Source organism: Streptomyces sp. NPDC002958, assembly GCF_055563255.1.
On record NZ_JBVHDS010000008.1, the window covers coordinates 159723 to 183427 of the forward strand.

Sequence of the window (23705 nt, forward strand, 5' to 3'; positions counted from 1 at the left end):
AGCCGGAGGTCGAGGTCGAGGTCGTGGAGGCGGCGCCCGTGCGTGCGCGTCGTCGTGCGGTCCGTAAGGCGACTGCTCCGGCGGGTGCGCCGCAGGCCGTCGAGGCTGTAGAGATCGTGGAGCCTGCTGCGACCGCTGCGACCGCTGCGACTGTCGAGGCCGTCGAGCCGGAGGTCGAGGTCGAGGTCGTGGAGGCGGCGCCCGTGCGTGCGCGTCGTCGTGCGGTCCGTAAGGCGACTGCTCCGGCGGGTGCGCCGCAGGTCGCCGAGGCTGTAGAGATCGTGGAGCCTGCTGCGACTGCCGAGGCCACCGAGCCGGAGGCCGACGCCGAGAGCGTTCCGGCGGCAGAAGCCGCGCCGCCCGCGCGTACCCGTCGTCGTGCCGTGCGCAAGGCGACTGCTCCGGCGGGTGCGCCGCAGGTCGCCGAGGCTGTAGAGATCGTGGAGCCTGCTGCGACTGTCGAGGCCGTCGAGCCGGAGGTCGACGTCGAGGTCGTGGAGGCGGCGCCCGTGCGTGCGCGTCGTCGTGCGGTCCGTAAGGCGACTGCTCCGGCGGGTGCGCCGCAGGCCGCCGAGGCCGTAGAGATCGTCGAGGAAGCAACGGCCGTGGTGAGTGCCGAGCCCGAGCCGGCCTCCGCAGCCGTTGAACCCGCAGCCGCCGCGCCGCGCGGTCGCACCCGGCGCAGGGCATCGGCTCCGGCCGGTGCGCCGCAGCCCGCCGAGGCAACGGCCGCGCCCGCGGAGTCCGCCGCTCCTGCCGCGCCCGCGGAAGAAGACGTCACCGAGACCGCCGAGGTTGCCGAGGCCCCGCGCGGACGTCGCCGGGTGTCCCGCAAGGCGACGGCTCCGGCCGGTGCGCCGAAGGTCACCGAAACCACTGCGGCCGCAGAGGCCACCGGCGTGAGCCAGCCCGAGACCGTTGTCGAGGAGTCGGCCGCCGAGGCCGAGGACGCCGCACCACGCGGCCGTCAGCGCCGCCGGGCCACTGCCGCCGCAGGCCGGCCCGAGTTCACCGGCAAGGTCGAGGAGCCCGTACGCAAGAGCCGTCGCGCGACGCGCCCCGCTGTGGCCGTGTTCCAGGCGCCCGTCTTCGCCGAGCCGATGTTCCAAACCCCGGAGACCGCCGCTGCCGCCGCTGCCGCTTCGCGTCACGACGAGGTCGAGGAAGAGCCCGAGACGGTCGAGGAGCCGACCACCACCGCCCAGGCCCCGGCCGCCGAGGCCGCGCCGCAGGGTGTTTCGCGCCGCCGTCGCCGCCGTCGCGGTGATGCCGCCGAGCCCGAGCCGGTCGCGGTGCCCGAGGTGGAGGAGCACGCCGAGGAGGAGCCCGAGCCGGAGAGCGAGGGCGAAGCCGAGCACGAGGGCGAGGAGACGGACGAGTACGGGGACCGGCCTTCGCGCCGTCGCCGTCGCGGAGGCCGTCGCCGCCGTCGTGGTGAGGCCAACGAGGGTGACGAGGTCGCGGAGCAGCACGGCGACGAGGCCGCTGCCGAGCACGCCGAGGACGAGCAGGAGCGCGCTCAGGAGTCCGAAGAGGGGGAGGACGAGGACCACGAGGCGTCCGCCGCCGGATCCAGCAGCAGCCGCCGCCGTCGTCGCCGTCGTCGCCGCAGTGGTGACGTTCCGTCCGACGCCGACAACGGCACGGACGACCCGGAGCGTACGGTCGTCAAGGTCCGCGAGCCCCGTAAGAAGGAAGAGCGGGAGCCCGGCACCGGTTTCGACGAGGTCCAGTCCATCAAGGGCTCGACCCGTATGGAGGCGAAGAAGCAGCGCCGCCGCGAAGGCCGCGAGCAGGGCCGCCGCCGTGTCCCGATCATCACCGAGGCCGAGTTCCTGGCCCGCCGTGAGGCCGTCGAGCGGGTCATGGTCGTCCGCCAGAACGGCGAGCGCACCCAGATCGGCGTCCTCGAGGACAACGTGCTCGTCGAGCACTACGTCAACAAGGAGCAGGCCACCAGCTACGTCGGCAACGTCTACCTGGGCAAGGTGCAGAACGTACTGCCGTCCATGGAGGCGGCCTTCGTCGACATCGGCAAGGGACGCAACGCCGTCCTGTACGCCGGTGAGGTGAACTTCGAGGCGCTCGGCATGGCCCACGGACCGCGCCGTATCGAGACCGCGCTCAAGTCCGGCCAGTCCGTCCTCGTCCAGGTGACCAAAGATCCGATCGGTCACAAGGGCGCCCGCCTGACCAGCCAGGTCTCGCTGCCCGGCCGCTATCTCGTGTACGTGCCCGAGGGCTCGATGACCGGCATCAGCCGCAAGCTGCCCGACACCGAGCGGGCCCGGCTGAAGACCATCCTCAAGAAGATCGTTCCCGAGGACGCGGGCGTCATCGTCCGTACCGCGGCGGAGGGCGCGAGCGAGGACGAGCTGCGCCGCGATGTCGAGCGGCTGCAGCAGCAGTGGGAGGACATCCAGAAGAAGTCGAAGAGCACCGGCAGCTCCAACGCGCCGACGCTGCTCTACGGCGAGCCGGACATGACCGTCCGGGTCGTCCGCGACATCTTCAACGAGGACTTCTCCAAGGTCATCGTCAGCGGCGACGACGCGTGGGGGACCATCCACGGTTACGTCTCGCAGGTGGCGCCCGACCTGACGGACCGCCTGTCGCGGTGGACCTCCGAGGTCGACATCTTCGCGACGTACCGGATCGACGAGCAGCTGATGAAGGCGCTGGACCGGAAGGTCTATCTGCCGAGCGGTGGCTCGCTGGTGATCGACAAGACCGAGGCGATGGTCGTCGTCGACGTCAACACCGGTAAGTTCACCGGTCAGGGCGGCAACCTCGAAGAGACCGTCACCAAGAACAACCTGGAGGCGGCCGAGGAGATCGTGCGGCAGCTGCGGCTGCGCGACCTCGGTGGCATCGTCGTCGTCGACTTCATCGACATGGTGCTGGAGTCCAACCGGGATCTGGTGCTGCGGCGTCTGCTGGAGTGCCTGGGACGCGACCGTACGAAGCACCAGGTCGCCGAGGTCACCTCGCTGGGCCTGGTCCAGATGACCCGTAAGCGGGTGGGCCAGGGGCTGCTGGAGTCCTTCTCCGAGACCTGCGTCCACTGCAACGGGCGCGGCGTGATTGTGCACATGGAGCAGCCGACCTCGGTCGGCGGCAACGGCAAGCGTGCCAAGAAGCGCGGCCGGGGCGGCGTGGACCACGAGCACGTGGCCGAGGCCGTGTCCGAGGTCGAGACCGAGGCCGAGCTGGCTGCCGAGGTGGCCGCCCCGGTGGCGCTGCCCGAGCCGGAGTTCGTCCCGGACGAGGAGCTGTACAGCAGCCCGGCCGAGGCCGAGGCAGCCGCCTCGCGCGGTCGCGGTCGGCGCCGTGCGACCCGTAAGGCAACGGCCCCGGCCGGCGCCCCGAAGGCCGCGACAGCACCCGCCCCGGTCGTCGAGCCGGAGCCCGTGGCGCCGGAGCCGGTCGTGGCCATGGAGCCCGAGCCGGCCGTCGAGACCCCGGTGGTCGCCGAGGCCCCCGCGGCCGAGGCCCCCCAGGGTCGTACGCGCCGTCGGGCGACCCGGAAGGCGACCGCTCCTGCGGGCTCGCCGGCCCCGGCCGAGCAGGCCGAGCCGGTCGAGGAACCGGTGGCAGTGACGATTCCTGTCGTCAAGGCCCCCGTTGCCGAGGCAGCGGTCGTCGAGGCCCCGCGGCCCGAGGCAGTACCCGAAGAGGTGGCACCCGAAGCCGCCCCGCCGCGTGCCCGTCGCCGGGTGACGCGCAAGGTCACCGCCCCCGCGGGCTCGCCCGCAGGTGCGGACGCGGCAGAGGTCGTCGTGGTGACTGGCTCCACCGAGCCGAAGCCCGACACCGAGCCGAAGCCCGACACCGAGCCGACCGAGATGGTCGAAGCCCCGGAAGCGGAGGCCCCGGCCAAGAAGACGGCCCGCAAGACCGCGAAGAAGGCCACCGCCAAGAAGGCGGCCACCAAGAAGGCGGCCACCAAGAAGACGGCTGCCAAGAAGACGGCTGCCAAGAAGACCGCCGCGAAGAAGACGGCTGCCAAGAAGACGACGGCCAAGAAGACGGTCGCCGCGGAGCAGACGCCGAAGTCCTCCATCTCGGCCGGCACCGAGGCGTAGGCAGCAGCGGGGGCGTACGGCTGCGGAGGCCTCCTCCGCAGCCGTACGGCACGGCACGACGGCCGGTGGGCCGCACCTCGACGGGGTCGACGGGGGTGCGGCCCACCGGCCGTCGCAAGGTCGCCCCGGTGCCGCCGAAGGAGCCGCCCGAAGGTCCGCCTGCCGGTGTACGGCCGGTGTACGGGCCCACCCGCCCCCCACGGCCGCGCTCGTCGGTCAGAAGGCCGTCTGCGGTCCATCAACGACCGTCAGCATCCGGGAGTGGGCCCGGGGAGGAGTAAGTGGGGGAGTGGTGGGGAAGGACAGAGGGCCCGGTTTGACCCTCCGGAGGGCGGCCCGTACCCTTGCCTTTCGGCGTGTTTCCGTATGCGCCTGTCCCTGAGCAACCCCCTCCCTTCACCGGTGAGAGGCCGCTCGTCCATTCGGATCACTACGGGCCCCGGCCTGTGTGAGCGGCTGGCATCAGGGGCTCCGTTCCGAGCGAGAGAGAGATCCGCGTGTACGCCATCGTGCGCAGCGGTGGCCGCCAGCACAAGGTTGCTGTCGGTGACATCGTTGAGGTTGACAAGATTTCCACTGCCCAGGTTGGCGACACGGTCGAGCTCTCGACCCTGCTCGTGGTCGACGGCGACGCCGTGACCAGCGACCCGTGGGTGCTGGCCGGGATCAAGGTCCAGGCCGAGGTTGTGGACCACCACAAGGGCGCGAAGATCGACATCCTTCGCTACAAGAACAAGACCGGCTACCGCCGTCGCCAGGGTCACCGCCAGCAGTACACGGCGATCAAGGTCACCGGTATCCCCGCGGCTGCGAAGTAAGGGACTGAGGAGACATGGCACACAAGAAGGGCGCATCGTCCACCCGGAACGGGCGCGATTCCAATGCTCAGCGGCTCGGCGTGAAGCGCTTCGGCGGTCAGGCCGTCAACGCCGGTGAGATCCTGGTCCGCCAGCGTGGCACCCACTTCCACCCGGGCACGGGCGTCGGCCGTGGTGGCGACGACACGCTGTTCGCACTCGCCGCCGGTGCGGTCGAGTTCGGCACGCACCGTGGCCGCAAGGTCGTGAACATCGTTCCGATCGCCGGCTGATTTTCGGCGCTCGTCGAGCGGTTTCTGCGGAGGCGGACCTCACTTCCCGTACGGGAAGCGGGTCCGCCTTTCGCGTGTTTCTCCATGAGAGAGACGGCTTTCTCCTATGCGGGACAGCACGAGTGAGACATTTCTGCACGTATGTAACTGGAGGTTTCAACCATGACCACCTTCGTGGACCGCGTCGAGCTGCATGTCGCCGCGGGTAACGGAGGCCACGGCTGCGCCTCCGTTCACCGTGAGAAGTTCAAACCGCTCGGCGGTCCGGACGGTGGCAACGGCGGCCGTGGCGGCGATGTGACTCTGGTCGTCGACCAGTCCGTCACCACGCTCCTCGACTATCACCACAGCCCCCACCGCAAGGCCACCAACGGGCAGCCGGGCGCGGGCGACCACCGTTCCGGCAAGGACGGGCAGGACCTGGTCCTGCCGGTGCCCGACGGCACGGTCGCGCTCGACAGGAACGGCAACGTGCTGGCGGACCTGGTCGGCCAGGGCACCACGTTCGTCGCCGGACAGGGCGGTCGCGGCGGCCTCGGCAACGCCGCGCTGGCCTCGGCCCGGCGCAAGGCCCCCGGCTTCGCGCTGCTCGGCGAGCCCGGTGAGGACCGGGATATCGTCCTGGAGCTCAAGACCGTCGCCGATGTCGCGCTGGTGGGCTACCCGAGTGCCGGAAAGTCCTCGCTGATCTCCGTTCTGTCGGCGGCCAAGCCGAAGATCGCCGACTACCCCTTCACGACCCTCGTTCCGAACCTCGGCGTGGTCACCGCGGGCAGCACCGTCTACACCATCGCCGATGTCCCCGGCCTGATTCCCGGTGCCAGTCAGGGCCGCGGCCTCGGCCTGGAGTTCCTGCGGCACGTGGAGCGCTGCTCGGTGCTCGTGCATGTACTGGACACCGCGACGCTGGAGTCCGACCGCGATCCGGTCTCCGACCTCGACATGATCGAGGAGGAGTTGAAGCAGTACGGCGGCCTGGAGGACCGGCCCCGCATCGTCGTCCTCAACAAGATCGATATTCCGGACGGCCAGGACCTCGCCGACATGATCCGCCCGGACCTGGAGGCGCGCGGCTACCGCGTCTTCGAGGTGTCCGCCGTCGCCCGTACCGGCCTGAAGGAGCTCTCCTTCGCGCTCGCGGGCGTCATCGCCGAGGCGCGCGCGGCCAAGCCCGTGGAGGTGGCGACCCGCATCGTCATCCGCCCCAAGGCGGTCGACGAAGCGGGCTTCACCGTCACGAAGGAAGAGGACGGCCTCTACCGGGTGCGCGGCGAGAAGCCGGAGCGCTGGGTCCGGCAGACCGACTTCAACAACGACGAGGCCGTCGGCTACCTGGCGGACCGGCTCAACCGGCTCGGTGTCGAGGACGAGTTGATGAAGGCCGGCGCCCGTGCGGGTGACGGTGTGGCCATCGGCGCCGAGGACAACGCGGTTGTCTTCGACTGGGAGCCGACCATGGCTGCGGGCGCGGAGATGCTCGGCCGGCGTGGCGAGGACCACCGCCTCGAAGCGCCCCGCCCGGCAGCGCAGCGCCGCCGCGACCGTGAGGCCGAACGTGACGAGGTGCAGCGCGAGTTCGACGAGTTCAACCCGTTCTAGTGTCGTGAACGGCAAGGTTCGCCCGGAAGGAGCGTGCGTGCCTGGCGGCGCGACAGAGCTTGCCGGGAGGGGCACTGAACCGCGCACCGGCCGTCGGACGGGCTTGTTCCGCAAGCCCGTCCGACACTCGGGCGCGCTCTCCGCGTCGCGCAATCGGGGGACCCGCAACACGCTCAAGGGTGATTCATGCCGCTCAACCGTGTGGCGTCGGTCACCCAATTGCGAAGCGTCAATCCCGCTATTCGCCCTGATCGCAAGGCAACACAAGGTGTCGGTACGGCATGCAGGGGCCGACGTCCACCTTGCGAGACGGTAACGGAGAGTGTAACCATCGCTGTATCTCCCAGCCCTCGCAAGGTAGGTCGTCTGTGTCTGCTCAGCACATAGCCAAAGCCCGAACCACAGCAGTCGTGCTCGCCGGCGGTACCGGCCAGCGCGTGGGCCTGTCCATTCCCAAGCAGCTGCTGAAGATCGCAGGCAAGGCCGTCATCGAGCACACGCTGTCGATCTTCCAGCAGGCCGACTCCATCGACGACATCATCGTGCTGATGGCTCCGGGCTATGTGCCCGACGTGGAGAAGATCGTCGCCAAGGCCGGACTCACCAAGGTCACCAAGGTGATCGAAGGCGGCTCCACCCGTAACGAGACCACCGAGCGGGCCATCGCGGCCCTCGGCGAGGGTCTGGCCGAGGGCGAGGACCGCAACGTCCTCTTCCACGACGCCGTGCGCCCCCTGCTCTCGCAGCGCGTCATCAAGGACTGCGTCGACGCCCTGGACCGATACCAGGCGGTCGACGTCGCCATCCCGTCCGCGGACACGATCATCGTGACCCGCACCCACGGCGGCGACGGCGAGTTCATCACCGATGTGCCCGACCGCTCCCGGCTGCGCCGCGGCCAGACGCCGCAGGCCTTCAAGCTCTCCACGATCCGCCGGGCGTACGAGGTTGCCGCGGGCGACCCGAACTTCCAGGCCACCGACGACTGCTCGGTCGTCCTGAAGTACCTCCCGGACGTGCCGATCTACGTCGTCGCGGGCGACGAGTACAACATGAAGGTGACTCAGCCGGTCGACGTCTTCATCGCGGACAAGCTCTTCCAGCTGGCCTCCACGGCCGTCCCGCAGCCGACCGACGACGCTGCCTACCGCGAGCTGCTCACCGGCAAGACCCTCGTCGTCTTCGGCGGCTCGTACGGCATCGGCGCGGACATCGCGACGCTCGCCGAGTCCTACGGTGCCACCGTCTACGCCCTGGGCCGCTCCACCACCGGTACGCACGTGGAGAACCCGGAGCATGTCGACGACGCGCTCTCCAAGGCGTACGCGGACACCGGCCGCGTCGACTACGTGATCAACACCGCGGGCGTGCTCCGTATCGGCAAGCTGGCCGAGACGGACAACACGACCATCCAGGAGGCGCTGAACGTCAACTACCTGGCGCCCGTGCAGATCGCCCGCGCCTCGTACAAGTACCTCGCCGAGACCAAGGGGCAGTTGCTGCTCTACACCTCCAGCAGCTACACCCGGGGCCGCGCGGAGTACAGCCTCTACTCGTCGACCAAGGCCGCCATGGTGAACCTCACCCAGGCGCTCTCGGACGAGTGGGCGGGCGACGGAGTACGGGTGAACTGCGTGAACCCCGAGCGCACGGCCACCCCGATGCGCACCAAGGCGTTCGGTGACGAGCCCGCGGGCACGCTGCTCTCCTCCGAGGCGGTCGCCCGGACCTCGCTCGACGTCCTGCTCTCCGAGATGACCGGCCATGTCATCGACGTACGGCAGCAGGACCCGACCCGCGGCGCCTCCGAGGCGTCCGGCTTCGAACAGGCGCTGGCCGCTGTCCTGGACCGACAGGCCGATGTGTAATACTGATTGACAATCGACTAATCGGACCTCTGCAGACGCCAAGCGCGAACTGCAGGGGTCCGAATTCGTGAAGCTCAGCCTTCACATTTTCCTCGTAAGGCAAACAGTCGGCACCCTCGGGAGCGGTACTTCGTGATTTCGAAAGCCATGCGCTTGGCTCGGGTGGGCAGTGGTTCGGAGCTGGCCGCCGCGCTCCTCGTGGCTGTGGGATTCCCGTGCATAATGCTCGCGGCGATAATCCCCAATCTCTGGTTCTTCGCCGCAGCGACCGCGGCCACATATCTCGCGGACCGGTATCTGCACCACTGCGGCAGCTATCTGATAAACCGGCTCGCTGCCGTCCGTGCCGGACTGTCGATCCGGTTCCTGGTCCGTCAGCTGCTGCTCATCCTGCTGCTCGCCCGCATGGGATACGGCGAGCAGACGCTCTTCTACGTGACGGTCGCCTGCCTGCTGGCCTTCTACGGACTCCAGGCGCCGCAGAGCGCGATGGTCACCCTCATCCGGCTGCGCCGCAAGCTTCCGGTGGTCACCCGCAACATCGACCTCGGGTCGGCGAGGATCGGGGATGCCCCGCCGCAGGGCCTGATGAGCCGGCCCGCGGAGAAGATGCTGCATCTGGACGTCTTCTCGATGGTGGGTGTGCTCGTCGCGGTCGAGACCGGTGAGAACGTCATCGCCTACGTCGGCCTCGGTCTCACGCTCGTCCTCGCGCTCGGCTACCTGGCAGCGCTCCTGCCGTACGTCCGGCCGAGTCGGCTCGCACCGCCGGAGACCAAGGTCCTCAACGCGGTGGGCGACTGGCTCGCCGAGTACCGGCCGACCGTGGTGCTGTACTTCTCCGGCTCCAAGGACTCGGCCTACCAGGTCAACATGTGGCTGGAGACGATGGCCCAGCTCGGGGGGCGGCCGCTGATCTTCCTGCGTGAGCGCAACATCGTCCCGCAGCTCGCCACGACGTCGGTGCCGGTGCTCTGTGTGCCCGGCGGTGTGCACCTGATGAATCTGGACCTCTCGTCGGTACGAGTCGCCCTCTACGCGGCCAACGTCGGCAAGAACATCCACCTGCTCCGGGTGCCGACGATGAAGCATGTGTTCATCGGCCACGGCGACAGCGACAAGCTCGCCAGCGTCAACCCGTACAGCAAGGTCTACGACGAGGTGTGGACCGCGGGCCGGGCAGGCCGCGACCGCTACGCGCTGGCCGATGTCGGGGTGCGTGACGAGGACATCGTCGAGGTGGGCCGCCCGCAGCTGGCCACCATCCAGCCGTGGTCCGGTGCGCCGAAGAACCCGATCCCGACCGTGCTGTACGCCCCCACCTGGGAGGGCTGGGACGACAACCCGGGCAACACCTCTCTGCTGCTGGCCGGCGAGAACATCGTCAAGCGGCTCCTCGACTCACAGAAGCCGATCCGGCTGCTGTACAAGCCGCACCCCTTCACCGGCACCCGCAGCGCCAAGGCCAAGGCCGTGGACCTGCGCGTCACCGCGATGATCGAGAAGGCCGCCGCCGAGCGCGCCGCCGACCCCCGCTGGGCGGAGGAATCGGCCGCGCTGCGGGGCGAGCAGGCCGAGGCCCGGGCCGAGCTGGCCCGTATCGAGGCGCGGCTGGCCGAGCTCTCCAGCAGCGGCCGCACCGCCCGGGACGAGGCAGAACTGTCCCGGGACTCGCTGGCCGACCCGGCGCGCGAGGCCGAGACCGCGAAGCTCAAGGACGAGTGGAACGCCGCTTCCTGGCGTGCACAGGGCTGGTGGGAGCACCGGGTCATCACGGGTTCCCAGATGCGACTGTACGACTGCTTCAACGAGTCGGACGCCATGGTCTCGGACATCTCCAGCGTGGTGTCCGACTTCATCGCGAGCGGCAAGCCGTACGCGGTCACGGACTCGGCCGCGCTGGGCGAGGACGAGTTCCGCCGGCAGAACACCGCGGTACGCGCCGCGGTGGTCCTCTCCAACTCGGCGGCCGAGCTGGATGCCCTGCTCGACGCGGTGACGGACCCCGCTGCGGACACGTTGGCGGAGGCCCGGCGCGAGCTGAAGCGATACCTCCTCGGCCCGGACGAGCCCACGTCCCTCACGCAGTTCGACGCTGCTGTGAAGGCGCTCGCGGCCAAGTCCGAGGCGCGGAACGCCGGAGTGGCGAAGAGCCTGGGCGAGCCCGTGAGCGGCTGAGAGCCAATAGTTCGTATTACCTGATTGAGCAAGGCCCGGCACAACCCAAGGGTTGTGCCGGGCCTTTGTGATGAGAGTCACGTTTTGGGTGCGGGGCGTCGGACAACCAACGGATCGGTCCGACTGTCTTCTGTCTATGTGAACGAGACTCAAATTCCTGATGTGACTGTCGTTGTCGGTGCATATGAGGCGATGCCTTACCTCGTCCGATGTCTCGAATCCGTGGAGGCGCAGACCATCGGCACCGACCGGATCGAAATCGTTGCGGTCGACGACGGGTCCACCGACGGCACAGGGGAGTACCTGGAGGAGTTCGCAGCCCGGTCCCAGGTCCCGACCCGAGTGATCAGACAGAAGAACTCCGGCGGTCCCAGCGGCCCGCGCAATGTGGGCCTCGGTATGGCGCGCGGCCGCTATGTGTTCTTCCTGGACGCGGACGACTACCTCGGGGACGAGGCCCTGGAGCGGATGGTGGCCATGGCCGACCGTGCGGGCACCGATGTGGTGCTCGGCAAGGTGGTCGGTGTGAACAGGGGCGCACCGCAGTCGATGTGGACGGCCACCAAGGCCCGCGTCGACGTCTACAACTCCAAGATCATTTACACGCTCAGTGCGCAGAAGCTCTTCCGGCGCGAATTGCTGGAGCGGCTCTCCTTGAGATTCGATGAGAATCTCAAAACCGGTGAAGATGCGCTTTTCACCATGGAGGCATATCTGCGCGGTGCAGGCGTCTCCGTGATCTCCAACTACGTCTGCTATTACCTGGTGGGTCGTGACGACGGGAAGCACGTCACGAAGAGTGGTACCTATGAATGGCGCTTCGATTCGATGCGCGCCATGATGGCCCTCATTCACCGGATCGAGCCCGCAGGGCCGAAGCGGGACTTCCTGATGGTCCGTCCCTTCACGGTCGGGATGCTGCAGCAATTCGGTCCCGTCGTGCTGAAGGATTCCGAGGACGTCCGGCGGCACAAGATGGAACTCGCGGCTCCGCTGATGGACGAGTACTGGAACGACCGCGTTGCCCAACTGATCAAGGTGGCGGAGCGGCTGCGGCTCGCCTGTGTGGCACGGGGCCGTATGGACCTGTTGATCGACGTGCTGTTGTATCTCCGGGCGAAGACGGTTCCGGATGTGGTCCGCTCGCGCAAGGGTGACAAGCTCTACCTCGCGTACCCGCACTTCCGTGACAGGTCGGCCGGCCTCGCCGAATCCAATTACAGAGTCACCGTGCCCGACTGGCACGACGGCAAGCGTATCGAACAGCCAAAGGTCGTCGCCCGCCGGGCCTCGCTGCCCAGGCGTGTGGCGCGCAGGATGCGCCGAGACGTACGGCGCTGGAAGTCGCGGCTGACCGCGGGGTAGCTGCCGCTGCTCCACCCGCGCGGGTCCCGCATCCGGCCCGCGCAACCGGCACTGAAGATCACGCCGAGAAGCTCAGTAGGACCGACCGGCGAATGGGGGCAGCGTCGCGGGCTCCACCAAGGCCTTGAAGGGCCAGGGGTCCCCTTTGGCGTTGTCGTCCGTCAACAATGCTCCGCGTTGCCTCCTGTTGCCTCCCTCCTCCGCCTTGCGCGCACCCAGTCCCGCTCCTTCTCCCACCCTCCATGTGCCAGTCGGTCTAAAATCGTCCAAAAGTCGCGGCCGCGACAGGACCGACATCTCACCGTGGGGAATGGTCACGTGAAGGCTCTCGTACTATCCGGAGGGGCCGGCACCCGCCTGCGTCCCATTACGCACACGTCGGCCAAGCAATTGGTGCCCGTGGCGAACAAGCCCGTGCTCTTCTACGGCCTGGAAGCCATTGCGGATGCGGGTATCACCGAGGTCGGCATCATCGTGGGCGACACCGCCCAGGAGATCCGTGAGGCGGTCGGCGACGGTTCCCGGCTCGGCATCGAGGTCACGTACATCCCTCAGGACGAGCCGCTAGGACTCGCCCACGCGGTGCTGATCGCCCGTGACTTCCTGGGGGACGACGACTTCGTCATGTACCTCGGTGACAACTTCATCGTCGGCGGGATCACCGGTCTGGTGGAGGAGTTCCGTAGTGACAAGCCCGATGCGCAGATCCTGCTGACCCAGGTGCCCGACCCGACCTCCTTCGGTGTCGCGGAGCTCGACGCCGAAGGCCGGGTGGCGGCCCTGGAGGAGAAGCCGAAGGAGCCCAAGAGTGACCTGGCGCTCGTCGGCGTCTACCTCTTCACCCCCGCCATCCACGAGGCTGTCCGCTCGATCGAACCGTCCTGGCGCGGCGAGCTGGAGATCACGCACGCCATCCAATGGCTGATCGACCAGAAGCGCGACGTCCGCTCCACCACGATCCGCGGGTACTGGAAGGACACCGGCAATGTCACCGACATGCTGGAGGTCAACCGGACCGTCCTGGAGACCGTCGAGCCGTCCCAGGAGGAGGCCGAGGTCGACGACGAGAGCGAGATCATCGGCCGGGTGCGGATCGAGGCGGGCGCCAAGGTCAGCGGCAGCCGCATCGTCGGGCCCGTGATCATCGGCGCCCGGTCGGTGATCAGCGGCGCGTACGTGGGCCCGTTCACCTCGGTCTCGGAGGACTGCCGGATCGAGGACAGCGAGATCGAGTACTCCATTGTTCTGCGGGGCGCCTCCATCGCCGGTGTACGCCGTGTCGAGGCGTCGCTCATCGGTCGTGATGTCGAAGTGACTCCCGCGCCCCGTTCCCCGTCCGCCCACCGACTCGTGCTCGGCGACCACAGCAAGGTGCAGATCTCTTCATGACCACCAACATCCTGGTGACCGGCGGCGCCGGCTTCATCGGCTCGCACTACGTCCGTACGGTGCTCGGCCCCGGGGGCCCCGGCGACATCGCCGTCACCGTGCTCGACAAGCTCACCTACGCGGGCAACCCGGCCAACCTCGACGAGGTGCGCGACCACCCCGGTTTCAGGTTCGTGCAGGGCGACATCTGCGACGCCGAGCTGGTCTCCAAACTGATGGCCGAGCACGACCAGGTGGTGCACTTCGCCGCCGAGTCCCATGTGGACCGCTCCATCGACGGCGGCGCCGAATTCGTCCGTACGAACGTCGTGGGCACCCACACTCTGATCCACGCAGCGCACCAGGCCGGCGTCAAGACCTTCGTGCACATCTCCACCGACGAGGTCTACGGTTCGATCGACGAGGGCGCCTGGCCCGAGACCGACCCGCTCGCGCCCAACTCGCCGTACTCCGCGGCCAAGGCGTCCAGCGACCTGATCGCGCTCTCGTACCACCGCACCCACGGCCTCGACGTGCGGGTGACCCGCTGCTCCAACAACTACGGGCACCACCACTTCCCCGAGAAGGTCATCCCGCTGTTCGTCACCAACCTGCTGGACGGCAAGACGGTCCCGCTGTACGGCGACGGCGCCAACGTCCGCGACTGGCTGCACATCGACGACCACGTCCAGGGCATCGAGCTGGTCCGTACGAAGGGCCGGGCCGGTGAGGTCTACAACATCGGCGGCGGCACCGAACTCTCCAACAAGGAGCTCACCGGCCTGCTGCTGGACGCCTGCGGCGCCGACTGGGACACCAGCGTCACCTATGTCGAGGACCGCAAGGGCCACGACCGCCGCTACTCGGTCGACTGCACCAAGATCCGCGAGGAGCTCGGCTACGAGCCCAGCAAGGACTTCCGCACCGGCCTCGCCGAGACCGTGCAGTGGTACCGCGACAACCGCTCATGGTGGGAGCCGCTGAAGGACAGGGCCGCACTGTGAGCGCCGTCTGGCTGGTCACCGGAGCCGCCGGGATGCTGGGTCAAGACGTCCTGGCCCGGCTCGCCGGTGAGGATGTCACCGCGGTCGCGGCGGACCGCGCGGCCATGGACGTCGCGGACCTCGAATCGGTGCGCGCCGGCTTCGAGACGCACCGCCCTGCCGTCGTGGTGAACTGCGCCGCCTGGACCGCTGTCGACGACGCCGAGTCCCAGGAGGACGCCGCATTGCGGGTCAACGGCACGGGCCCCGAGGTCCTTGCCGCGGCCTGCCGCGAACACGGCGCCGTCCTCCTCCAGGTCTCCACCGACTACGTCTTCGCCGGGGACGGCGAGAAGCCGTACGCCGAGGACGACCCCACCGGACCGCGCAGCGCCTACGGCCGCACCAAACTGGTCGGCGAGCAGGCCGTGCTCGACGCCCTGCCGGACACCGGCTACGTGGTCCGTACCGCCTGGCTTTACGGCGCGGGCGGCGGAAACTTCGTCCGTACGATGATCAAGCTGGAGGGCGTCAAGGACACCCTCGACGTGGTGGACGACCAGCGCGGACAGCCCACCTGGACCGTCGATCTGGCCGACCGGCTGGTCCGGCTCGGACAGGCCGCCCTTGCGGGCACCGCCCCCGCGGGCGTCTACCACGGCACCAGCGGCGGCGAGACGACATGGTTCGGCTTCACCCGGGAGATCTTCCGGTTGCTCGGCACCGACCCGGCGCGCGTCCGCCCCACGACCAGCGAGGCCTTTGTACGGCCGGCTCCCCGGCCCGCTTTCAGCGTGCTGGGACACGACCGCTGGGCGACGACCGGGATCGAACCGATCCGGGACTGGCGGGCGGCGCTGGGAGAGGCATTTCCGGCACTTCTCGCAGCAGAGCGGTCGTGATCGTCAAATGATCGTATTCGGTGGTCAAATCCCGTCGAATTTAAATGATGTGAACAACAAAGGTTTACATAAGGGAGAACGCTTACATCACGGTGCGGTCATGAGGTAACTTCGCCGGGGACCGGACCAGTTGATTTTCTCCGAAGGGCTGCTCCACGTGAACCGCCATGACTTTCTGCGTCAATTGCATCGTGTCTACCGGCCTCGGAACTATTTGGAGATCGGGGTCAACGACGGCAGGAGCCTGGCTCTCTCGCGAGTGCCCTCCGTCGCCGTCGACCCCGCCTTTCGGGTGGTGACGGACATCAGCTGTGACGTCCACCTGGTCAAGGCGACGAGCGACGCCTTCTTCGCCCGCAAGGACCCGCTGCTGCACCTGCGCAACGGCCGTAACCCGTTCCGAGCCCTCGCCCGCCGCGATCCCCTCAATGTGCTCGGCGGGGATCCGAAGCTGGAGCTCGCCTTCATCGACGGTATGCACCTCTTCGAGTACGCCCTGCGCGACTTCATGAACGTCGAGAAGCACGCCCGCTGGTCGAGCGTGATCGTGCTGGACGACATGCTGCCGCGCGATGTCGACGAGGCGGCCCGCGACCGGCACACCAAGTTCTGGACCGGTGATGTGTACAAGGTGGTGCAGGTGCTGCGCCGCTACCGTCCCGACCTGGTGGTCGTCGAGGTGGACACGGCGCCGACCGGTGTGGTCGCGGTGTTCGGCGCCAACCCGGAGAGCGACGTCCTGAAGAACGCGTACGAGGAGATCATCGAGGAGTACGTCGTACCCGACCCGCAGGACGTGCCCGAGGAGGTGCTGGTGCGGAAGAGCGCCGTCCTGCCCGAGGCGCTGCTCGGCGCCGACTTCTGGCCGGCCCTGGCCCGCGCCCGCAACCTGCGTCGCCCCCGCTCGGCGTTCGCCCCCTTGCGCGGGCGCATCGAGGCCGTGACGGGCTGACCGGTCCCGGTCCCGGACAGTACGAAGCCCCCCCCGTGATCCGTACGGACCACGGGGGGCTTCGGCGTTCCCGCTGGCCTCAGCCGCGGGCGCGCAGCTGTGCGTAGTACGCCTGGCATGCCTCGTACGACGGCAGCAGGCCCTGCTCCTCGGCCTCGGCCAGTGAGGGGGCCGCGGCGTCCTTGTCGGACAGCAGCGGGATGATCCCCTCGGGCCACTCGATGCCCAGCTCGGGGTCGAGCGGGTTGATGCCGTGCTCGCGGCCGGGCGCGTAGCCCTCGGAGCACAGGTAGACGACCGCCGCGTCGTCCGTCAGGGCCATGAAGGCGTGGCCGAGCCCCTCGGAGAGATAGACGGCGTGATGGTCCGCGTCGTCGAGCCGGACGGCTTCCCACTGCTTGTACGTGGGCGAGCCGACCCGGATGTCGACGATGACGTCGAGCACCGCGCCGCGTACGCATTTGACGTACTTCGCCTGGCTCGGCGGCACGTCCGCGAAGTGGACACCGCGCAGTGTTCCCCGGCTGGAGATGGAGAAGTTGGCCTGCGCGAGCTGCAACGTGTGTCCGGCGGCCTCGCTGAGCTCCGACGCCTTGAACCACTCGTGGAAGCTGCCGCGGCTGTCCGGGAAGACCTTGGGCTCGTGCACCCAGGCCCCTGCGATGGAGAGCTGCCGCATGCGATCACGTCCTTGTTCGGTTTCTTGTAGCCGGTGTTCTCGGCTGGTGTGTGCTGGTGGGAAGCGTACGGCGGTACGCGGACGGGTCAGCCGGTGAACCGGGCGGCGAGGCGACGTGCCCGCTTGCGGCTCTTGGCCGGGAGCCTGCGCATGATCGGGCCGCCGACGGTGCGCAGCGCACGGCGCAGCTTCGCCTTCCTGCGCTTGGCGCTGATCCCGAGCATGATCCCGGCATCGACGGCAGGCAGGTTCGAGGGGACGCGGATCCGGCCGCCTTTGCCGACGGTGACGTCGCAGAGGTGAAACGCGGGATTCTTGTCGCCGTCGAGCCGGACCGCGAGCTTCCAGGTACCGGGTGCGACGCCGGGCGCGCGGTCGGGCACGGTGAGATGGGCCCGGCCCTCGGTGGGGTACAGCACGGTGCGGAGCTTGTGCGGGGACCCGCCGGCCTTGTCCGCCGGGCTCAGAACCAGCGTGGTCGTGGAGGGGTCGGTGGCGGCGGTGGTGAAGATGTCCAGCCGGAGCTCGGTGCGGCCGTCGGAGGTCCGCTGGAGCGGACGGCCTTCGAGGTAGTCGGCCAGTCTCTTGCTGCGGCGGGCGACATCGAGGGTGAGGTTGCCGTGCGGGTTGGTGAAGTACGGGATGACGGCACGCGCTGGGGAGCCCAGCGAGGCGGGCACACAGGCGGCGTCCACCCCGGCGGCCCGGTCGGCGCCGAGCCGGGCCTTGCGGACGAGGCCGAGGCCACGCAGCGGCACCCAGACGTCCCAGAAGCCGCGCGATACGCGGTCGCGGCCCTTGACCGCCTCGGAGGAGATCTGGCCACTGCCGTGCAGGACGACCTCGCAGATGTCGTCGCCGAGCTCCTCGATGCGAGTGGTGAAGGTCGCGGGGCACGGCCACTCGACGGCCGTCTCGCGGTTGCGCAGTGACAGTTCGGCGGAGAACCCGGCCATGTCGTCGGTGACGTCCAGGAGCTCGCCGTCCGGCAGCAGACCCTCGGTGATGTCCGGGTGCAGGAAGTAGCGGCCGTCCCGGCGCAGCAGGGTCAGCGGGGCCCGGTCGTCGCCGTGGACCAACCGGCCGCTGATGGTGAGTGCGATCTTGCCGTCCGGCTGCCAGGCAAAGTCCTCCAGGCGGCCCGCCGCCTTGACTGACGCGGCGAAGCGGGAGATCCGGACGAGGCCCTGGCGGTCGTTGTTGCGCAGCAGTGTGGAGCGCAGCCGGAGCAGGGGGCCGAGCCCGTCGTGCACACCGTCGTTCATGAAGTCCTTGGCCAGGCCCTGGACGGCGTCGCACATCTCGTCGAGGTAGTCCGGCTCGTATGTGAGGATCGCGGGCTCGCTGAGGCGGCCGAGCATCTCGACGCGGTAGAAGCGGCGCAGCAGCATGTCCCGGAACTTGCCGGGCTCGGTGTTGTCCACGACGACGTCGAGGACCTCGCGGAGGTTGCCGTAGTAGCCGGACGGGATGATCTTCGCGGACCCGGCGTTCTGTCCGTCGTCCCGCCTGGAGTAGTAGTAGCAGGTGTAGCTGCTGAGGATCGAGACGACCTTGGCGGGGAAGTACGCCTGCATCATGTAGAGCTGGTCCTCGAGCCGGCGCTTGCCCTCGGGGTAGGCGATGCCGTTCTCGCGGAGGAACTCCGTACGGAACATCTTGTGCGGTGTGAGGCTGTCGTACAGGGGTGCGTCGCGCAGGGTGCACTTCTCGCGGTTCTTCTTGAACACGCCACGCGGGACGCCGCGGAAGTCGCTGGCCACCTTGCCGATGACGATGTCCGACCCGTTGCGGTGGCCCATCTCGTACAGACGCTGCAGGGCGCCGGAGGCGAGGCGGTCGTCCTGGTCGACGAACTGGACGTACTCGCCCTTCGCTTCGCCCACACCGATGTTGCGGGGCTTCCCGGGCCAGCCGGAATTCGGGATGGTGATGACGCGGAAATGCGGGTGCTCCACGGCCAGCTTCTCGAGCCGTTCACGAGTGTCGTCCGTCGAGCCATCGTTGACGAAGAGAACTTCGAACTTTCCTGCAGGGAGGGTCTGCCGCAGAAGTGAGTCGATGCAGGGATCGATGTACTTGCCCGGGTTGTAAACAGGAATGACGACACTTACTTTGACTGACATCTCTGCTGTCCCATGTCTGATAGAAGTCCTTCTGGCCGACGACGGGTGCGGGGTCTGCACGGTCACGCTCGCTGGAGTGGTGTATCGACGGCCACTCGGCAATCCTTTTTCAGGCTATGCGGTGAGTCCGGCGGGCAGGGCGGGTTCGACGTTTTCTCCGTCGATCGGGTGGAGGCGGGTCTTGGCGAGGGGGTTCAATGAGATCGCGCGACCGCGCAAATGAGCTGAGTGCGCAAATGAGCCGGGTGCGCAAATGAGCCCAGTGCGCAGATCCGGCCGGGTGCGCAGATCCGGAGGCACAGGTTTCGAGGGACACGGGCCATGGAGCCGCTCATACGTCCACGTGCCGGAAAGCACGGGCGCCGTTTTCGCCGCTCGCGTAGATTGCGGGGGCTGAGCGAGGTCGAATCATTGGGGATGTACGTGTCAGGGGCAAGGCAGGGCGTCACAGAGGCCCGCAGGATCGTGGTCAAGGTCGGTTCCTCATCCCTCACCACCGCGTCGGGCGGCCTCGACGCGGACCGCGTCGACGCGCTCGTCGACGTACTCGCCAAGGTGAGAAGCGGAGGGGAGCGCGAAATCGTGCTGGTCTCCAGCGGTGCCATTGCGGCCGGGCTCGCCCCGCTCGGGCTGCACCGTCGGCCCAAGGACCTGGCCAGACAGCAGGCCGCGGCCAGCGTCGGCCAGGGACTACTCGTCGCCCGCTACACCGCCTCCTTCGCGCGCTACGGCGTACGTGTCGGCCAGGTGCTGCTCACCAGCGACGACACCAGCCGCCGCGCCCACTACCGCAACGCCTACCGCACCCTCGGCCAGCTCCTGGACATGGGCGCGCTCCCGATCGTCAACGAGAACGACACCGTCGCCACCGACGAGATCCGGTTCGGCGACAACGACCGGCTCGCCGCGCTCGTCGCTCATCTCGTCCGCGCCGATCTGCTGGTGCTCCTCTCCGACGTGGACGGGCTCTACGACGGCGACCCCAGCGCCCCGGGCACCTCACGGGTCGCCGAGGTGGCCGGCCCCGAGGATCTCGTGGGTGTCACGATCGGCAGCGCGGGGAAGGCGGGCGTCGGCACCGGCGGCATGGTCACCAAGGTCGAGGCCGCCCGGATCGCCACGGCCGCCGGAGTCCCGGTCGTCCTCACCTCGGCGAGCCGGGCCGCCGACGCCCTGGCGGGACGCGACACCGGTACGTACTTCCACCGCACCGGACGCCGCTCGGCGGACCGGCTGCTCTGGCTCGCCCACGCCTCCACCCCGCAGGGCTCGCTGACCCTCGACGACGGGGCCGTACAGGCGGTCGTCGAGCGGCACAGCTCGTTGCTGCCCGCCGGAATCGCCTCGGTCGAGGGCGAGTTCACCGCGGGCGACCCGGTGGAACTGCGTGACCTCGAAGGCCGTTCCGTGGCCCGTGGACTCGTCAACTTCGACGCCAAGGAGATTCCGCAGCTGCTCGGCCGATCCACCCGCGACCTGGCGCGGGAACTCGGTCCCGCGTATGAGCGCGAGGTCGTACACAGGGACGATCTCGTCGTCCTGCACCCCTGACAGACCCCCTGAAACGGCTGAAAGTCCAGCCTCGGGGCCGAGACCTTCACGAAAAGCGCCCCATCGTCGGCCGCGGACTGGTCAACTTTGTAACGGGGACACAGCGGGGTACAGCACAGCAACGCATTCACAGGAGGCCGCCGGTGAGACGAGCGCGCCCGGGGGCGCCGCCCCGAGGAACGGGTGGCCGGGCCCTGACCAGCATCGGAGCAGGTGTCGGCTTCGACGAGAGCAGGTCCTTGGACCGCGGGGACGACCGGACCACCGGGTCCGAGCCGACGGTGGTGAAGTCCGAGCCGACGGTGGTGAAGGAGGAGCGCACCCCGTCGAGACTGTGGCACATCACGCTCAGTGTCTCGGGCGCCGCCATTCCGCTGAAGGAGGTCAGACGCGGTCTCGAACAGCTCGCTCACGACCACCCCTTCCTGCTGACCAGCCGGTACGCCGATGACCACGCGGAGATCCGCTACTGGGAAGAGGCACGGGATCTGCACGATGCGGCGGCCGTCGCGCTGCGGCTGTGGGGAGAGCACCGCTCCACCGCCCGGCTCCCACCCTGGGAGATCGTCGGCCTGGAAGTCGTCGACCGCGAGACGTACCACCAGCGCGTGGCCGAGGGATACGGGCCGCCCCCGGCCGCCCCGGTCGGCGTGCATCCGTACTGAGCGCGGCGGCGGTCTCCGGGGCAGTTGTCTCGCATCACGGGATACATGACGGATGCCCGCAGTGTGCGCATTACTCTGCGGGCATGACCACGCTCTCGCCGTACGACAAGATGTCCCCGGTCGCCCAGGCCGCCTACCGGGCACGATCCGCCGCCGCCGACATCGCGCCGCTGCCGCGCGCGGCGAAGGACGACGCGCTACTGGCGATCGCGGACGCGCTGGAGATGCGGACGAGCGAGATCGTCGCGGCCAATGCTGAGGATGTCGCCCGCGCCCGCGAGGCCGGGACCAGCGAGTCGATCGTCGACCGGCTCACGCTCACCCCGGAGCGGATCCGCGCCATCGCTGCCGACGTACGGGACGTGGCGGCGCTGCCCGACCCGGTCGGCGAGGTCGTCCGCGGATCGACCCTGCCCAACGGCATCGACCTGCGTCAGGTCCGGGTGCCGCTCGGCGTGGTCGGGATCATCTACGAGGCCCGGCCCAATGTGACGGTCGACGCCGCGGCCCTCTGCCTGAAGTCGGGCAACGCCGTCCTGCTGCGCGGTTCGTCCTCCGCGTACGCCTCCAATGTCGCGCTGGTACAGGTGGTGCGCGACGCGGTCGGGGGCTCCGGCCTCCCGGCGGACGCGGTGCAACTGGTGCCGGGCGAGAACCGTGACTCGGTACGGGAGCTGATGCGGGCCCGCGGCCTCGTCGACGTCCTCATTCCACGCGGCGGCGCCTCGCTGATCCGTACGGTGGTTGAGGAATCTACCGTTCCGGTGATCGAGACGGGCACCGGCAACTGCCATGTGTACGTGGACGCGCAGACCGACCTCGACATGGCCGTCGACATCCTGATCAACTCCAAGGCGCAGCGCCCGAGCGTCTGCAACGCCGCCGAGACGCTCCTGGTCCACAAGGACGTCGCCGCGCAGTTCCTGCCGCGCGCCCTGGACGCGCTGGCTGACGTCGGGGTGACCGTGCACGGCGACGAGCGGGTCCTCGAATACGCCGAGGGGTCCAAGGCTACCGTGGTGGCGGCGACGCCGGAGGACTGGGAGACCGAGTACCTCTCGTACGACATCGCCGCGGCCGTCGTGGAGTCGCTGGACGCGGCCGTCGCGCACATCCGGCTCTGGTCCTCCGGTCACACCGAGGCGATCGTGACCACCTCCCAGGCGGCTGCCCGCCGCTTCACCCAGTTGGTGGACTCCACGACGGTGGCCGTGAACGCGTCGACGCGCTTCACCGACGGCGGTCAGTTCGGCTTCGGTGCCGAGATCGGCATCTCCACACAGAAGCTGCACGCCAGGGGCCCGATGGGCCTGCCGGAGCTCACCTCGACGAAGTACATCGTCACGGGCGACGGCCACGTGCGGTGACCGTCCGGGTTCGGTGAATGTTGCGGGCTCCCTGCCCAGAACGACCCGGCGGGGCTAGTCTGAAGCCGTGCCGGACGACGTGGGGGGCAGGCCGTTCCCGGACGGCTGGGAGCCCGACGACGACCGCGGGGGCGCGGACGAGGACTTCGCCACCGTGGTGTTCGACGAGGACTTCGTACGGGCCGCCGAGATCCATGAACCCACCGCCGTGGAGCGGCTCCTGGCGGCTGCGCAGGAGCGCGCCGAGGCCGAGGCATCCCGGGCGCGGGCGGGCGGCGGTCCGCCGGACGACGAGCTCTATGACGAGGGATACGGGCCGGGTGGCGGATACGGCCGCAGGAGCGCCTACGGCGACCCGCTCGCCCCCGATGACGACGACGCGTACGGCAGCGGCCCCTACGGGAGCCATGGCGGCGCTCTGCGCCCCTACCGAGGTGCGGCGCGCTGGCACCGGCCGGTGGCCTGGCTGCTCGCCGTGCTGATGGGGATCGGAATGGTCGCGCTGGCTTTCAGCGCCGTGTACCGCAACACCTCGGGCAACCGCCAGGACCCCACCCCGCCGCCCGCCACCACCGGCGTGGACAGCGCCCCCGGCCCCGCCCCCCAGCACCATCCCGTCGGCCTCGGCCGACTTTCCCCGCCCCACAGTCTCAGCGGTCCCCCACACGCGCTGAGAGGGCCGCTCCCGCAGGGGTAACTGTGCTTGTCATGCCGGCGCTTGTCATGTTCCCGGTCATGCATGCGCCGACGGTCTCCGCGTCCCTCGTCCGTCCTGTCCGGCGTACGCCGCGTCCTGCATCCCGTGCCCGCCCTTGTCTGCATGCGCCGACGGCCCTTCGCGCCCCATGCCCTCCCGTGCCCGTCCTGAGGGAGTTCGCCCGGCTCCGAGGGGTAACTCTCGGACGGTTCCCTCGCGGCTGGGCGTTT

General features: G+C 69.0%; 17 protein-coding genes. 15 read left to right on the forward strand and 2 right to left on the reverse strand.

What is annotated here, in order from left to right; genetic code table 11:
* Positions 1 to 23: 23 nt before the first annotated feature.
* The 11 genes from ACZ3IC_RS17010 (at position 24) to ACZ3IC_RS17060 (ending at position 16390) form a co-directional block, all read left to right on the forward strand.
* Entirely contained in the window at positions 24 to 4085 is a 4062-nt protein-coding gene (locus tag ACZ3IC_RS17010; RefSeq protein ID WP_467417199.1) for an Rne/Rng family ribonuclease, read from the forward strand.
* Positions 4086 to 4582: 497 nt separating this feature from the next.
* Positions 4583 to 4903, forward strand: coding sequence for a 50S ribosomal protein L21 (gene rplU, locus ACZ3IC_RS17015; RefSeq protein WP_030921216.1), 321 nt, complete (start codon positions 4583 to 4585; stop codon positions 4901 to 4903).
* Positions 4904 to 4917: 14 nt separating this feature from the next.
* Positions 4918 to 5175, forward strand: a complete 258-nt coding sequence (gene rpmA / locus ACZ3IC_RS17020; protein ID WP_018103204.1) for a 50S ribosomal protein L27 — start codon at positions 4918 to 4920, stop codon at positions 5173 to 5175.
* A gap of 162 nt (positions 5176 to 5337) precedes the next feature.
* The gene (gene obgE / locus ACZ3IC_RS17025; RefSeq protein WP_467416962.1) at positions 5338 to 6774 is read left to right on the forward strand and encodes a GTPase ObgE; all 1437 of its coding nucleotides are present in this window, start codon (positions 5338 to 5340) and stop codon (positions 6772 to 6774) included.
* Between the two features lie 368 nt (positions 6775 to 7142).
* On the forward strand, positions 7143 to 8642 hold the full coding sequence (locus ACZ3IC_RS17030) for a D-ribitol-5-phosphate cytidylyltransferase (protein WP_467416963.1): 1500 nt from the start codon (positions 7143 to 7145) through the stop codon (positions 8640 to 8642).
* Between the two features lie 132 nt (positions 8643 to 8774).
* Positions 8775 to 10820, forward strand: a complete 2046-nt coding sequence (locus ACZ3IC_RS17035; RefSeq protein WP_467416965.1) for a hypothetical protein — start codon at positions 8775 to 8777, stop codon at positions 10818 to 10820.
* A gap of 153 nt (positions 10821 to 10973) precedes the next feature.
* Entirely contained in the window at positions 10974 to 12185 is a 1212-nt protein-coding gene (locus tag ACZ3IC_RS17040) for a glycosyltransferase family 2 protein (RefSeq protein ID WP_467417201.1), read from the forward strand.
* Between the two features lie 318 nt (positions 12186 to 12503).
* Complete coding sequence (locus tag ACZ3IC_RS17045) at positions 12504 to 13574, forward strand: glucose-1-phosphate thymidylyltransferase (RefSeq protein ID WP_467416967.1); 1071 nt, start codon at positions 12504 to 12506, stop codon at positions 13572 to 13574.
* Positions 13571 to 14557 (forward strand): dTDP-glucose 4,6-dehydratase, encoded by a 987-nt coding sequence (gene rfbB / locus ACZ3IC_RS17050; protein ID WP_467416968.1) that lies wholly within the window; start codon positions 13571 to 13573, stop codon positions 14555 to 14557. The genes ACZ3IC_RS17045 and rfbB overlap by 4 nt, the downstream gene beginning before the upstream one ends.
* Entirely contained in the window at positions 14521 to 15438 is a 918-nt protein-coding gene (rfbD, locus tag ACZ3IC_RS17055; RefSeq protein WP_467416970.1) for a dTDP-4-dehydrorhamnose reductase, read from the forward strand. Before rfbB ends, rfbD begins: the two co-directional genes overlap by 37 nt.
* Before the next feature lie 157 nt (positions 15439 to 15595).
* Positions 15596 to 16390 carry an O-methyltransferase gene (locus ACZ3IC_RS17060; protein WP_467416973.1) on the forward strand — a complete coding sequence of 265 codons (795 nt, stop codon included), beginning with the start codon at positions 15596 to 15598 and terminating at the stop codon, positions 16388 to 16390.
* Positions 16391 to 16469: 79 nt separating this feature from the next.
* On the opposite strand, the gene rfbC is transcribed toward ACZ3IC_RS17060, so the two are convergent.
* Together rfbC and ACZ3IC_RS17070 are read right to left on the reverse strand one after the other, a co-directional pair.
* Positions 16470 to 17069, reverse strand: coding sequence for a dTDP-4-dehydrorhamnose 3,5-epimerase (rfbC, locus tag ACZ3IC_RS17065; protein WP_467416975.1), 600 nt, complete (start codon positions 17067 to 17069; stop codon positions 16470 to 16472).
* A gap of 86 nt (positions 17070 to 17155) precedes the next feature.
* Positions 17156 to 19195: a glycosyltransferase family 2 protein gene (locus ACZ3IC_RS17070; RefSeq protein ID WP_467416977.1), complete on the reverse strand. Its 2040-nt coding sequence runs from the start codon at positions 19193 to 19195 to the stop codon at positions 17156 to 17158.
* Between the two features lie 465 nt (positions 19196 to 19660).
* Between ACZ3IC_RS17070 and proB the strand changes: the two genes are divergently transcribed.
* From proB to ACZ3IC_RS17090, 4 genes are all read left to right on the forward strand, one after another.
* Positions 19661 to 20746 carry a glutamate 5-kinase gene (gene proB / locus ACZ3IC_RS17075; protein ID WP_467417202.1) on the forward strand — a complete coding sequence of 362 codons (1086 nt, stop codon included), beginning with the start codon at positions 19661 to 19663 and terminating at the stop codon, positions 20744 to 20746.
* A 143-nt stretch (positions 20747 to 20889) separates the two neighbouring features.
* Positions 20890 to 21411, forward strand: a complete 522-nt coding sequence (locus ACZ3IC_RS17080) for a hypothetical protein (protein WP_467416979.1) — start codon at positions 20890 to 20892, stop codon at positions 21409 to 21411.
* 83 nt (positions 21412 to 21494) lie between these two features.
* Entirely contained in the window at positions 21495 to 22778 is a 1284-nt protein-coding gene (locus ACZ3IC_RS17085; protein WP_467416981.1) for a glutamate-5-semialdehyde dehydrogenase, read from the forward strand.
* A gap of 67 nt (positions 22779 to 22845) precedes the next feature.
* Positions 22846 to 23475 carry an SCO2584 family spore wall biosynthesis protein gene (locus ACZ3IC_RS17090; RefSeq protein ID WP_467416983.1) on the forward strand — a complete coding sequence of 210 codons (630 nt, stop codon included), beginning with the start codon at positions 22846 to 22848 and terminating at the stop codon, positions 23473 to 23475.
* The last annotated feature ends 230 nt before the right edge of the window (positions 23476 to 23705 follow it).

Excerpts from the sequence above, each read along its gene's own strand:
- rpmA (WP_018103204.1), top strand. The coding sequence starts at position 4,918 with ATGGCACACAAGAAGGGCGCATCGTCCACCCGGAACGGGCGCGATTCC.
- obgE (WP_467416962.1), top strand. The coding sequence starts at position 5,338 with ATGACCACCTTCGTGGACCGCGTCGAGCTGCATGTCGCCGCGGGTAAC.
- rfbB (WP_467416968.1), top strand. The coding sequence starts at position 13,571 with ATGACCACCAACATCCTGGTGACCGGCGGCGCCGGCTTCATCGGCTCG.
- rfbD (WP_467416970.1), top strand. The coding sequence starts at position 14,521 with ATGGTGGGAGCCGCTGAAGGACAGGGCCGCACTGTGAGCGCCGTCTGG.
- rfbC (WP_467416975.1), bottom strand. The coding sequence starts at position 17,069 with ATGCGGCAGCTCTCCATCGCAGGGGCCTGGGTGCACGAGCCCAAGGTC.
- ACZ3IC_RS17070 (WP_467416977.1), bottom strand. The coding sequence starts at position 19,195 with ATGTCAGTCAAAGTAAGTGTCGTCATTCCTGTTTACAACCCGGGCAAG.
- ACZ3IC_RS17085 (WP_467416981.1), top strand. The coding sequence starts at position 21,495 with ATGACCACGCTCTCGCCGTACGACAAGATGTCCCCGGTCGCCCAGGCC.